Annotated in this window: 9 protein-coding genes and 1 pseudogene; 9 read left to right on the top strand and 1 reads right to left on the bottom strand. The window is 68.9% G+C overall.

Annotated features, from left to right (window positions below; translation table 11 throughout):
- The first annotated feature begins 7 nt into the window (after positions 1 to 7).
- From ACYQ07_RS10865 to mutL, 5 genes are all read left to right on the top strand, one after another.
- Positions 8 to 418, top strand: a complete 411-nt coding sequence (locus ACYQ07_RS10865) for a CBS domain-containing protein (RefSeq protein ID WP_459881334.1) — start codon at positions 8 to 10, stop codon at positions 416 to 418.
- Positions 419 to 605: 187 nt separating this feature from the next.
- Positions 606 to 1970: an LLM class flavin-dependent oxidoreductase gene (locus tag ACYQ07_RS10860; protein ID WP_459881331.1), complete on the top strand. Its 1365-nt coding sequence runs from the start codon at positions 606 to 608 to the stop codon at positions 1968 to 1970.
- Between the two features lie 317 nt (positions 1971 to 2287).
- A complete protein-coding gene (locus ACYQ07_RS10855; RefSeq protein WP_459881328.1) occupies positions 2288 to 2668 on the top strand; it encodes a tautomerase family protein in 381 nt (126 codons plus the stop codon).
- A gap of 85 nt (positions 2669 to 2753) precedes the next feature.
- Positions 2754 to 5696, top strand: a complete 2943-nt coding sequence (gene mutS, locus ACYQ07_RS10850) for a DNA mismatch repair protein MutS (RefSeq protein ID WP_459881325.1) — start codon at positions 2754 to 2756, stop codon at positions 5694 to 5696.
- Entirely contained in the window at positions 5693 to 7390 is a 1698-nt protein-coding gene (mutL, locus tag ACYQ07_RS10845; protein ID WP_459881322.1) for a DNA mismatch repair endonuclease MutL, read from the top strand. The genes mutS and mutL overlap by 4 nt, the downstream gene beginning before the upstream one ends.
- A 33-nt stretch (positions 7391 to 7423) precedes the next feature.
- Here mutL and ACYQ07_RS10840 read toward each other — a convergent pair.
- A pseudogene (locus ACYQ07_RS10840) lies at positions 7424 to 7727 on the bottom strand (MATE family efflux transporter); the annotation flags it as partial.
- A gap of 94 nt (positions 7728 to 7821) precedes the next feature.
- Between ACYQ07_RS10840 and lipA the strand changes: the two are divergent.
- The 4 genes from lipA to ACYQ07_RS10820 all read left to right on the top strand — a co-directional run bounded on the left by lipA (position 7822) and on the right by ACYQ07_RS10820 (position 13682).
- Positions 7822 to 8760 carry a lipoyl synthase gene (gene lipA, locus ACYQ07_RS10835; RefSeq protein ID WP_459881319.1) on the top strand — a complete coding sequence of 313 codons (939 nt, stop codon included), beginning with the start codon at positions 7822 to 7824 and terminating at the stop codon, positions 8758 to 8760.
- Positions 8761 to 9928: 1168 nt separating this feature from the next.
- Positions 9929 to 11056 (top strand): pyruvate dehydrogenase (acetyl-transferring) E1 component subunit alpha, encoded by a 1128-nt coding sequence (gene pdhA / locus ACYQ07_RS10830; RefSeq protein ID WP_459881317.1) that lies wholly within the window; start codon positions 9929 to 9931, stop codon positions 11054 to 11056.
- Positions 11057 to 12046, top strand: coding sequence for an alpha-ketoacid dehydrogenase subunit beta (locus ACYQ07_RS10825; protein ID WP_459881314.1), 990 nt, complete (start codon positions 11057 to 11059; stop codon positions 12044 to 12046).
- Between the two features lies 1 nt (position 12047).
- Positions 12048 to 13682 (top strand): dihydrolipoamide acetyltransferase family protein, encoded by a 1635-nt coding sequence (locus ACYQ07_RS10820; RefSeq protein WP_459881311.1) that lies wholly within the window; start codon positions 12048 to 12050, stop codon positions 13680 to 13682.
- Position 13683: the final 1 nt, after the last annotated feature.

Genomic DNA, 13683 nt, shown 5'->3' with positions numbered 1-13683 from the left:
TCCGGGTATGGACGACATCGACGACATCTTCGTCGCACGCCTGATGACGACGGACCTCCACACGGTCACCCCGGACACGCTGGTGGAGGACGCCGCCGCGGTGCTGCTGGACAACGACATCAGCTCGGTACTGGTCGTCGACGACGGGGAGCTGGTAGGGATCCTCACGACGACCGACTTCGTGGAGATCGTCGCCAAGAGCAAGCCGAAAGCGAAGACGACCGTCGAACGGTACATGACGACGGGGCTGGTGACGGCGGGCGCACAGGACAGCGTCGCCGACGTGGCCGCGAAGATGGTCGACGGCGGCTTCCACCACGTCCCCGTCGTCGACGAGACGGGGTCCCCTATCGGGATGATCACCACCTCCGACCTGGCGTCGTACCTCTCGACGGTCGGGACGCCGACGACGACCTGACGGCGCATTTTCAGGGGGCAACGTCCGGGATCGCGGCGGACCGCGACCGACGCCGCGAGGCGAACCTTGCCCGCGTCGCGAGGCGAACCTTGCCGGCGTTCCGGACGCCTATGCCGAATCCGGGCAAGAACCAACGATTATCGCCACCATCTCCGGGGTATTACGGCCGGACGACGTACCCCTGTGTATGTCCGACCACCTGCACCTCAACCTCTTCACGATGAACTCGGTCGAGCACGTCTCGCCGGGGTCGTGGCGGTATCCGGGGGATCGCTCGACGGAGTACACCGACCGCGAGTACTGGACGGAGGTCGCGCGCACCGCCGAGCGCGGCGGCTTCGACGCGGTGTTCTTCGCCGACGTGCGCGGCATCTACGACGTGTACGGTGACGACCGCGACACCGCCGTCGAGCGAGCGGTCCAGACACCGGCGAACGACCCGCAGCTCGTCGTCCCGGCGATGGCGGAGGTCACCGACGACCTCGGCTTCGCGGTGACGCGTTCGACAACGTACACCCACCCGTACCAGCTCGCACGGGAGTTCTCGACGCTCGACCACCTCACCGACGGCCGGATCGCGCTCAACGTCGTCACCTCCTATTTGGAGTCGGCGGCCGCGAACCTCGGGCTCGACGAGCGGATGGACAAGCAGACCCGATACGACCGTGCCGACGAGTTCCTCGATGTGTGTTATGCACTCTGGGAGGACTCCTGGGAGGACGACGCCGTCGAGCGCGACGCGGAGACGGGGCGCTACTCGGACCCCGAGAAGGTCCACGCCATCGACCACGAGGGCGAGCACTTCTCGGTGCCCGGCCCGCACGGCTGTGAGCCGTCGCCCCAGCGGACGCCCGTCGTGTATCAGGCCGGGTCCTCGGACCGCGGGCGCGACTTCGCGGCCGCCAACGCGGAGGCCGTCTTCGCGAGCCAGCCCACCGAGGAGGGCGTTCGCGAGTACATGGACGACGTGAAGGCGCGCGCCGCCGACAACGGTCGCGACCCCGAGAGCCTGAAGTTCTTCATCGGCGTCGTCCCCGTCGTCGGTGAGACGGAGGCGATTGCGGAGGCCAAATACGAGGAGTACAAAAACCACGTCGACGTGGAGGCGACGCTGGCGCTGTTGTCCGGCTTCCTCGACATGGACCTCTCGGAACTCGACCCCGACACCAAAGTCGAGCACATCGAGACGGACGCCATCCAGGGGACGATGAACGCGTTCACCAAGGCCCAGCCGGACCGCGAGTGGACCGTCCGCGAGGTCGCGGAGTTCTGCGGGCTCGGCACCACCTCGCCGAAGCTCGTCGGCACGCCCGAGCAGGTGGCCGACGAGCTCGAGTACTGGCACGAGGCGGTCGGCGTTCACGGCTTCAACGTGAAGGAGGTCGTCCGCCCCGACTCGCTCACGGACTTCGTCGACCTCGTCGTGCCGGAGCTCCGCGAGCGCGGACTGGTTCGCGCGCCCGACGAGGCGCCCGCCGGCGACACGCTCCGTGAACGACTCCTCGGAGAGGGACAATCCGGCCTTCGCGAGGACCACCCGGCAAAGCAGTAATTCTGCGAACACTATTCGGGTGTAATCACCCGACAATATCCCGATGAAAACTGTCTGAACAGTTGTTCAACGGCGGCGACTGCCGCCCCCGGCATCCTTAAGTTGTTCCCGCCGTTTGGTTCAGGTGACGCTTCGCTTTGGAGGGCCGAAGCGTCAGCGGGGACCTATAGGGGCGACGGCTCGTGCCACCTTTTCCCGGCACGGGCCGATGCCCTTTCCTTTCGAAACTACCCATCAAGCGGTGCGTCCAACCGCCGTCGTGTCGCCGCCACTGCCACCGCCGATACAGTCAACAACCACCAACCCCACCCGCGGGTATGCCGCTCTTACAGTTCGAGACCACCCTGTCGCTGTCGCCCGCCGCGCGCGAGTCGTTTGCGGCGTTCGTCACCGACGCCTACACGACGGAGATGGAGACGACGGCCGGACACGTCGCCGTCGTGCTCCGCGAGCGCGAACCCTCCGAGCTTCATCTCGGACGGGCCGTCGAGGGTGACCTGCTGTTGCTGGACGCCGAAATCCGCGAGGGTCGGCCGTTCGAGTACAAGCGCGCGTTCGCCGTCGCCGTGATGGAACACGCCGTCGAGGAGTTCGGCGTCCCCGAGCCGAACGCGAAGGTCGTGTTCACGGAGCACGCCGGTGAGAACATGATGGGGCTGGACCGCGTCGGCGGCGACTGGGCGGGCGAGGAGCACTAGTCTCCAAGCCTGATCCCGAGACGGACCCCGATCCGGACCTGCCGCTCCGTGCGGTTTATATCCGCGGCTGACCCGTTTTTTGAGTATGCCAACGGCGGACCGCGAGACGGTCACTGGACTGCCGCCCGGCGTGGCGGCGGTCCGCGACGAGCTGACGCCGATGCTCTCCCAATACGCGGACCTCTGTGCGGCTCACCCCGACGCACTCGTCTTGTTCCAGGTGGGCGATTTCTACGAGGCGTTCTGTGAGGCGGCGGAGACGGTCGCCCGCGTCTGTGAGGTGACGCTCACGGAGCGGTCGGATTCGACCGGCGACTACCCGATGGCGGGGATCCCCATCGACAACGCCGCACCGTATCTCGACTCTCTCCTAGATGCGGGCTACCGGGTTGCGCTCGGCGACCAAGTGGAGGACGCCGAGCAGGCGTCCGGACTCGTCGACCGGGCGGTGACGGAGGTGATCACGCCCGGGACGGTGGTCGAGGACGACTTGCTGGAGGCGGGCACGACCAACTACGTGGCGGCGGTCGCTCGCGGGAGCGATGAGGACGGCGGCGAGCATCCTGACGACGCAACGACACCCGTCGGGCTCGCCGCCGTCGACGTCACCACGGGCGAGTGTCTCGTCACCGCCGGCGACCGCGACACGATCGCCGACGAGCTGGACCGCATCGCACCGGCGGAGCTGATCCGCGGCCCCGACGCTCCGCGATACGACCCGGCCGACGCCGCACGCGGCTGGGAGGAACACGACTACGACGACGCCGTCTTCGAGACGCGGGCGGCCCAGGACCGACTTTCGGCGTACCTCCCGCAGCCCGACCGGCGATTCGACGGCGACGCCGAGATCCGTGCCGCCGGCGCCGTGCTCGCGTACGCGGAGTACACCCAGGGTGACGACGGCCCGCTGGAGTACGTCACCCGTATCCGGCGGTACGACCCCCGCGACCACCTGCGGCTGGACGCCGCCGCCCAGCGGAGTCTGGAGCTGTTCGAGAACCGCGGGCTGGGCGCGGGCGACACTCTGTTCGACGCGTTCGACGACACGAGCTGTGCGCTTGGCCGACGACGGTTGGAGCAGTGGCTCCGACGGCCGCTGGTTGACGCAACCGCCATCGAGAGTCGCCACGACGCAGTTGGGGAGCTGGCCGACCGGACGCTCACCCGGGAGGCAATCGCCGACGCGCTCTCGACGGCGTACGACCTCGAACGGCTCATCGGACGGGTCTCGCGGGGGCGGGCGGACGCCCGCGACCTCCGGTCGCTGCACACCACCCTCGCGGTCGTGCCGGAGCTGAAGGCGACGCTCGTCGGGGCGGAAAGCGGGGAAGCCACCGACGAGCCGAACGTCTCGCTCCCACGGACGGACCACCTCCGGGACCTCCACGACCGGCTCGACGAGCTGACCGAGGTGCGCGAGCTGATCGCGGACGCCATCGCCACCGATCCGCCACAGGAGATCACCGAGGGCGGCGTGATCCGCGAGGGGTTCGACGAGGAGCTCGACGCACTGCGCGCGACCGAGCGGGAGGGTCGTGAGTGGGTCGCGGACCTGGAGACTCAAGAGCGCGAGCGGACGGGGATCGACTCGCTCTCCGTGGGCCACAACCAGGTGCACGGCTACTACATCGAGGTGACCGACGCCAACCTCGACCGCGTGCCCGACGACTACCGCCGCCGGCAGACCCTAAAGAACAGCGAGCGGTACGTCATCCCCGAGCTGAAGGAGCGCGAGGAGGAGATCGTCGGCGCCGCCGAGCGCGCCGACGCACTGGAGTACGAGCTGTTCGTCGAGGTGCGCGAGGAAGTTGCCGACGCCACCGAGCGCATCCAGGCGCTCGCGGACGCGCTCGCCGAGCTTGACGCGCTCCGGTCGCTGGCGGCGGTGGCCGTCCGCCACGACTACGTCCGGCCGGAGATGGTCGACGACCCCGACGCCGGCATCGGGACCGGCGCCGGCATCGAGATCGAGGGGGGACGCCACCCGGTCGTCGAGCGCACCGAGGAGTCGTTCGTCCCGAACGAGACCGACCTCGAACGCGGTTCCGTGGCAGTGATCACGGGTCCGAACATGAGCGGAAAGTCGACGTACATGCGGCAGGTTGCGCTCGCCGTCGTACTCGCACAGACGGGGTCGTTCGTCCCCGCACAGGCCGCGCGGCTCCCCGTCCTCTCGCGGGTGTTCACCCGCGTCGGCGCGTCCGACGACATCGCCGGCGGCCAGTCGACGTTCATGCGCGAGATGAGCGAGCTGACGGAGATCCTCCACGACGCCGGCCCGGACTCGCTGGTGCTCCTTGATGAGGTGGGACGGGGAACTGCCACCACCGACGGGCGGGCGATCGCTCGCGCCGCCGTGGAGTTTCTCCACGACGAGCTCGGCGCCACCGCCCTCTTTGCCACCCACTACCACGAGCTCACCGACCTCGCGGACGAGCGCGAGCGCGTGTTCAACCTCCACTTCACCGCCACCCGCGAGGACGGCGAGGTGACGTTCCTCCACCGCGTCGTGCGGGGCGCCTCGTCGTCGTCGTATGGCGTCGAGGTGGCCGAGCTGGCGGGGATCCCCTCGACGGTCGTCGAGCGCTCGCGCGAGCTCGTCGATGCGGACGAGACGGAACGTGCAGAGGCGGGAAACGAAGGGCCGGACCCCGACGAAACGACGCCCGACCAAGAGCCCTCACAGGAACGGTCACTTCGGGAGTTCCTTGAGGAAACGGAGGCCAGTGAGACGGAATCCGGTGCGAACTCGCCGGCGGCGGACGGACCGCCACGGCCCGGATCCGCCACTGACGAGGCGAACGGAGCTCCGAAAGCACCGGAACCGCCGGCGAGCGACTTGGAGAACGCGATCCGTGACCTCGATCTCGCACGGATGACCCCGATCGAGGCGCTGAACGCCCTCCACGATCTGCAGGAGCAGGCGGATCGTGGGAACGGAGAGGGAGGAAACCGCACGAACCGGAATCGCGAGGACGACGACGGCGAGAACGACGACGGGCCAGGCAGGTTCGGCGGGCAGCGATGAGCCGGGACGACCCGCCCCGCGTTCGTCGGCTCGACGACGCGACGGTCGACCGGATCGCCGCCGGCGAGGTGGTGACCCGCCCCGCTCGTGCGGTCGCGGAGCTGGTCGACAACGCGCTCGACGCCGACGCCTCCCGAATCGAGGTGGCCGTCGAGGGCGACGGCACGGACGAGATCCGCGTCGCCGACGACGGCCACGGCATGTCCCGCGAGGACGCGCAGTTGTCGGTCGCCCGCCACGCCACGAGCAAGCTCGCGCCCGGCGACGACCCCGTCGGCGTGGCCTCGCTCGGCTTTCGCGGGGAGGCGCTTGCGGCCCTCGCCGACGCCGGGCGGCTGGAGGTGGTCACCAACGACGGCGGTCCGCTCGGGACGCGCGTCGTCGTGGACGGGCGACCCCGAGGAGGTGACGACGACTCCGCAGACCCCGAAGTTCGAGACGCCGGGCGCGCACGCGGGACGACCGTCATCGTCCGGGACCTGTTCGCGAATCGGCCAGCGCGACGGGACGCGCTCGCGAGCGAAGGGGCCGAGTTCGCGCGGGTCTCCAGCACCGTCGCCGACTACGCGCTCGCCAATCCCGGGGTGGCGTTCACGCTCGACCATGACGGGTCGACGACGCTCTCGACGCCCGGCACCGGCTCGACCGACGCGCTGCTCGGCGTGTACGACCGCGAGACGGCGAGCCAGTCGACGACGTTCACGGCGACCGCGACATCGGATACTGGCGTCGAGGTGGCGTGTGCCGGCGTGCTCGCGTATCCCGCCGTCACCCGTGTGAACCGCGACCACGTGCGGATTTCCGTCAACGGTCGGCCCGTCCGGAACCCCGCCCTCGCCGGCGCGGTGCGGGCGGGATACGGGCGGCTGCTCCCCGACGGGCGCGAACCCGTGGCGGCCGTCGACGTGCAGCTTTCCCCGGACAGGGTCGACCCGAACGTCCATCCGGCGAAACGCGAGGTCGGGCTGCGGGATGGGGAGGCGGTCGCCACGGCCGTCGAGGCCGCCGTCCACGACGCGCTGACGGGAGCCGACCTCCGGCGGCGCGAGGAGACGGCAACCGGGATCGACGCCGCGCTGACGCCGGCTGGCGAGGCTGACGGCACGCGAGCGGCGACGTTCGCGGACGCGGAGCCGGTCGGCCAGTTTGCGGAACTATACCTGCTGTTCGAGGCCGACGGTGAACTGTTGGTGGTCGACCAGCACGCGGCCCACGAACGGGTCAACTACGAGCGCCTCCAGCGGGCCTTCGCGAACGAGGACGTGGCGACCGCGCCGCTCGACCCGCCGGTGACCGTCTCGCTGTCGGCGCCGGAGGCGGCCGCCGCCGAGGCGCACGCCGAGGACCTCGCGGCGCTCGGGTTCGAGACGAGTGCGTTCGGCGGCGGGACGGTCCGGCTCGCAAGCGTTCCGGCTCCGTTCGGCCGCACCGCGGAGCCCGAGGCGTTCCGGGACGCGATCGCGACCCTGGCCGACGAGGCGGCATCCGGAGCGGACGCCCGCGAGCGACTACTTGCCGATCTCGCCTGTCACCCATCGCTGAAACGTGGCGACACCCTCGGCGACGAGGAGGCCCGCGCGCTCGTCGACCGACTCGGGGAGTGTGAGCGCCCGTTCGCCTGCCCGCACGGCCGACCCACGGTGCTCACGATCGGGGCGGACGCCTTCGCCGCCGGCTTCGAGCGGGAGCGGTGAGGGGGAGGAGAAGCGGCCGCCGCGGAACGCGGCTCAGTCGTTCGCGGCGTCGGCGTCCGCGCCGTCTCCGCCGCCGGCGGCCGCGGTCGCACGGTCCGCCGCGTTGGCGAAGATCCCTGTGCCGTCGTGTACGTGAAGGAGGTCGCGAGCCCGAGGAAGCCGGCGACGTTCGAGATGATGACCGCACAGACGATCGCCTCGCCTCCCCAACCGACCCCGGGACACCCGCGACCCCGAACGCGGGGACGATGGCACTTGCGGGGACTGCGGCGACGGCGATGGGGAAGCGAATCGCCCGGTACTTCACCAAGTCGGCGACGAAGGCGGTCGGTGGACGACACGTGACGGGTCATGACACGCGGCCGCCTCCCGCCACCACACGAGAGACGGGGGATCCTCACGCTTTTGCCTCCCCCCGCCAAGGGTCAGGTATGCAACGCGGCCGGCGGAAACCCGACTGGCTGAAATCCCGGCCCCCGTCCGGCAGCCGGTTCACGGAGATCACGGAGTCGCTTCGGGAGCGTGACCTTCACACCGTCTGTGAGGAGGCAAACTGCCCGAACATGGGGGAGTGCTGGTCCGGCCGGGATGGCCCGGGAACGGCGACGTTCATGCTGCTCGGCGACCGGTGTTCGCGCGGCTGCAACTTCTGTGACGTGGAGACCGGCGGCATGGAGCCGCTCGACCCCGACGAGCCGGCGAACGTCGCGGACGCCGTCGCGGAGATCGGCCTCGACTACGTCGTGCTCACCTCCGTCGACCGCGACGACCTCGCGGACGGCGGGTCCGCCCACTTCGCGGAGACGATCCGCGAGATCAAACGGCGCGACCCGGGCATCCTCGTGGAGACGCTGATCCCCGACTTCGGCGGCGACCTCGAGGCCGTCGACCGGATCATCGACGCCGGGCCGGACGTGATCGCCCACAACGTGGAGACGGTCGAGCGGCTCCAGTGGCCCGTCCGCGACCGCCGGGCGACCTACGAGCAGAGCCTGCGCGTGCTCGACCACGTGGACCGGACCTCCGAGATCAAAACGAAAACCAGCCTGATGCTCGGCGTCGGCGAGTACGACCACGAGGTGTACCGGACGCTCGGCGACCTCGGGGAGATCGGCGTCGACGTGGTGACGTTCGGCCAGTACCTCCAGCCGTCGCGCTCGCACCTCGACGTGTTCGAGTACGTCCACCCCGACACCTTCGACGTGTGGCGCGAGGTGGCAGAAGCGGAGTTCGGCTTCCTCTACTGTGCGTCCGGCCCGATGGTCCGGTCGTCGTACAAGGCCGGCGAGCTGTTCGTCGAGGCGCTTCTGCGCGAGGGCACCTCCGCCGAGGAGGCCCGCCGGCGGGCGCGGGCGGCCGGCGGCGACTGACCGGGCGGGGCTACTCGTTCCCGTACCGTCGGAGTCGGGGTTCCGTGGCGTTTCTCGTCGGACGGCTCTGTTGCACGCTCTGGAAGCGGACACATTCTGACTCGGACCCGGTCAGTGCAGATTCCTTGCTGAGCGAGATCGGGAGTGGGGGTATTACGTGAGTGGGTGCGGCATTTATAAGTAGGTCGTAGATGGTGTCGTACTTCGTTTATAAGGCGTGAATGATCGGTGGGTCGCCGGGAGTTCGCCGGTGAGGACCGCCTGCAAAGCCCCAGCCGGCTCCGGTCGAGGGTTCCGGAAGACGGTCCGGCTCGCGCTTTTTAAGCGCTCGCCGGCTGCGACTTCCGTCGTCCCGCTCGTAGACTCGCGGGACGCTCGCTGCGCTCCTCGCTCTCAGCACCGCCCGCTGTGGTGCTTACGTCGCCCGTCTTCCCGGAGCCAGCTCGCGGCTTCGCCGCTCGCTTTCCGAGGGCTCCCTCCGGTCGCCCTCGCCGGCTGCCCCGTTGAGTCCCGCCCCGCACCGCACAGCAACCGCACCTCACGCCTCCCCAGCCTCGTCGTCGCCGTAGGCGACGACTCCCTCGCGCGCCGGCGAGCACCCGCGGGGCGCTCGCCGGGCGCCTCGCGTCGGCTTCGCCGCCGCGGCCCGCCGGCGCGGGGCGCCGGCGACGCCACCGCACCCCATTTATAAGGAGATCGTCACCGCCACTCTCGACGATTTATATACTCTACCGCCGATGACGAATTGCAATACTCACTCCCGGTATCGGTCATCAAGCGGCACTGATTGGCCTGCAGTTTCGGGCGAAAACACGATCGAATCGGCGTGTTTCAACAAACTCCGTCGAGAGGACAGCTGTACGGGTACGAGACGACACGCTGGAACACCAACGGCGTCACCGTCGATCGGAAGTGAAACCGCATCCATGGGCCCGAGTCCACGATGGGTGTCGCCGGCCGGTTCCGATTCCCCGAGAATCCCTCCCGTTTGTCCATTACTATTCGGCAAAATTACCGTTTGGCCGAAAGTATTGCCCTATAATCGAGATCGGGTAGAAGAGTGTACGATTTGGAACCGTGACGCTGGACGGTTTGCTACTCGTTGGCAGAATTTCTGTTCATAGTAAATTATTTACGAAAACCCTATTAGCCGGGCGTCGGAGTGTCCATGTATGCACAGGAGGGTTCGGCCGTGACCGTGTTCGACCGAGCGTACGACGACACCGTCCGCGTGATCGACGAGGACGGGGAGGTCGTCGGCGACGTCCCCGACCTCGACGAGGGCGAACTCGTCGAGATGTACCGCTACATGAAACTCGCCCGCCACTTCGACGGGCGGGCGGTGAGCCTGCAGCGACAGGGGCGGATGGGGACGTATCCGCCGCTGTCGGGCCAGGAGGGCGCACAGATCGGCTCGGCGTTCGCGCTCGCCGAGGACGACTGGATGGTGCCGTCCTACCGGGAGCACGGCGCCGCGCTCGTCCGCGGGGTTCCACTGAAAAAGACGCTGCTCTACTGGATGGGCCACGAGGCGGGCAACGAGTTCCCCGAGGGGACGAACGTGTTCCCCGTCGCGGTGCCCATCGCCTCGCAGATTCCGCACGCGACCGGCGGCGCGTGGGCGAAGAAGCTCCGCGGCGAGGACGACGTGTTCATGTGTTACTTCGGCGACGGCGCCACCAGCGAGGGCGACTTCCACGAGGGGCTCAACTTCGCCGGCGTGTTCGACACCCCCACCGTCTTCTGGTGTAACAACAACCAGTGGGCGATCTCCGTGCCGCGCGAGCGGCAGACGGCGAGCGCGACGCTGGCACAGAAGGCGGAGGCGTACGGCATCGACGGCGTCCAGGTCGACGGGATGGACCCGCTCGCCGTCTACTCGGTCGCGAAGGCGGCCGTCGAGAAGGCGCGGAACCCCGACGAGGGGCAGCTGCGCCCGACGCTCGTGGAGGCGGTCCAGTACCGCTTCGGCGCGCACACCACCGCGGACGACCCCACCGTCTACCGCGACGACGAGGAGGTCGAAACGTGGAAGGCGAAGGACCCGATTCCGCGGCTGGAGGCGTATCTCCGGAACGAGGGCATCCTCGACGACGAGCGCGTCGCGGAGATCGAGGACGGCGTGAAGGCACAGGTGGCAGACGCCATCGACGACGCCGAGAGCGTCCCGCGCCCCGAGCCGCGCGAGATGTTCGAGCACGCCTACGCGGAGATGCCCGCCGAGCTCGCCGCGCAGTACGAGGAGTTCGCGGCGGTTCGCGAGAAGCACGGCGATGAGGCGTTCCTGGAGGACTAAATGAGCGACACACAGAATCTAACGCTGGTACAGGCGGTACGGGACGGACTGTACACCGAGATGACCCGGGACGACGAGGTGCTCGTCTTGGGCCAGGACGTGGGAAAAAACGGGGGCGTGTTCCGCGCGACGGAAGGACTCTTCTCGGAGTTCGGCGGCGACCGCGTCGTCGACACGCCGCTGGCGGAGTCCGGCATCATCGGCTGTGCGGTCGGCATGGCCGCGATGGGGCTGAAGCCGGTGCCGGAGATCCAGTTCTCCGGGTTCATGTACCCCGGGTTCGACCAGGTGGTCTCACACATGTCGCGGTTCCGCACACGGACCCGCAGCGAGATGTCGCTGCCGATGACGTTACGCGCGCCGTACGGCGGCGGCATCCGCGCGCCGGAACACCACTCGGAGTCGAAGGAGGCGTTCTACGCCCACGAGGCCGGGCTGAAGGTGGTCATCCCCTCGACGCCGTACGACACGAAGGGGCTGCTCGCGGCGTCGATCCGCGACCCCGACCCCGTCGTCTTCTTGGAGCCGAAGCTGATCTACCGGGCGTTCCGCGGCGAGGTGCCCGAGGAGGAGTACACGATCCCGCTGGGCGAGGCCGCAACCCGGCGTGAGGGCTCGGACGTGGCCGTCTTCACCTACGGCGCGATGACCCGCCCGACGCTGGAGGCCGCCGAGCATCTCGCCGAGGACGAGGGGATCGAGTGTGAGGTCGTCGACCTCCGCACCATCTCCCCGCTGGACCGCGAGGCCGTCATCGAGGCGTTCGAGAAAACCGGGCGTGCGGCGGTCGTCCACGAGGCGCCCAAGTCGGGCGGCCTCGCCGGCGAGATTACGGCGATTCTACAGGAGGAAGCGCTCTTGTATCAGGAGGCACCGGTCAAGCGGATCACCGGCTTCGACGTGCCGTACCCGCTGTACGCGCTGGAGGACTACTACCTCCCGAGCGCGGCGCGCATCGCCGAGGGAATCATCGACACGGTGGAGTTCTAACATGGCCATCAAGGAGTTCAAGCTACCTGACGTGGGCGAGGGTGTCGCCGAGGGAGAACTGGTCAACTGGCTCGTGGAGCCGGGTGACCGCGTCACCGAGGACCAGCCCGTCGCCGAGGTCGAGACGGACAAGGCGCTCGTCGAGGTGCCCTCGCGGTACGACGGCGTCGTGGAGGAACTGTTCGCCGAGGAGGGCGAGATCGTCCCTGTCGGCAACGTGATCATCTCGTTCCGCGTCGACGAGGATGGGGAGGCTGCGGCGGCCGACGAGGCCCAGGACGCCAGCGAGGAGGAGCCGGGAGAGTCGACCGACGAGACCGAATCCGAATCTCCGGAGACCGAGGCCGAATCGGCCGACACCGAGCCCGAGACCGCCTCTGGCCGGACGTTCGCGCCGCCGTCCGCCCGCCGGATGGCCCGCGAGCTCGGCGTCGACATCGGCGACGTCTCCGGGAGCGGCCCGGGTGGTCGGATCACGGAGGCCGACGTACGCGCCCACGCGGAGTCGGGCGGCGCGGGCGGCGCGGGCGGCGAGGACGGTGCGGCCGGCGAGGACGATGGGAAACCGAGCCCCAAGCCGACGGACGTGGAGTCCGGCAAGCGCAAGTCCGCCGTGAAAAAGCGCGGCGAGGGCGCAAAGATGGCCGAGGGTGCGTCGCCCTCCGCTGCGCCGACAGCGGAGCCCGCCGGCCGCGAAACGACGCTGGCGGTGCCAGCAACCCGGAAAGTCGCCCGCGAACTCGGCGTCGATATCGACGACGTGCCGACAGACGAGACGCGCGACGGCGAGGCGTTCGTCACCGCCGAGCAGGTGCGGGCGTACGCCGAGGGTGAGACGGAGCCGGCGGCGACGCCGGTCGGCGAGACCGAGCCCGTCTCCGCGACGGGTGGGGCAACAGAGGTTGAGGAGACCGTGCCGTACCGCGGCGTCCGCCGGACGATCGGCAAGAAGATGGCGGAGTCGAAGTACACGGCACCCCACGTCACCCACCACGACACGGCGGAGGTCGACGCGCTCGTGGAGGCGCGCGCGCAGCTGAAGCCGAAAGCCGAGGCCAAGGGGGTGAAGCTCACCTACATGCCGTTCGTGATGAAGGCGATCGTCGCGGGGCTCAAAGAGCACCCGTACCTCAACAGCGAGCTGCGCGAGGACGACGAGGAGATCGCCCTCAAAAAGGAGTACAACATCGGGATCGCCGTGGCGACCGACGCCGGGCTGATGGTGCCCGTCGTGAAACACGTCGACAAGAAGGGGATCTTCGAGCTGGCTGATGAGGTGAACGACCTGGCGAGCCGCGCCCGGGATCGGAAGATCAAGCCGGAGGAGATGCAGGGTGGTACGTTCACGATCACCAACTTCGGCGCCATCGGTGGCGAGTACGCCACGCCGATCATCAACTATCCCGAAACCGCCATCATGGGGCTCGGGGCGATCGAGAAGCGTCCCGTCGTACGCGAACGGGAAGGGAGCGACGGCTTCCTCGACGACGAGGGTGGCCACGAGGTCGTCCCCGCCCCGACGCTGCCGCTGTCGCTGTCGATCGACCACCGCGTGATCGACGGCGCGATCGCCGCCGAGTTCTCGAACACCGTGATGGACCACTTGGAAAACCCGCTGCTGCTGTTGAACGAGTAAG

This window comes from Halorubrum gandharaense (assembly GCF_054654575.1).
This window is presented reverse-complemented; position numbering and strand designations above follow the sequence as displayed.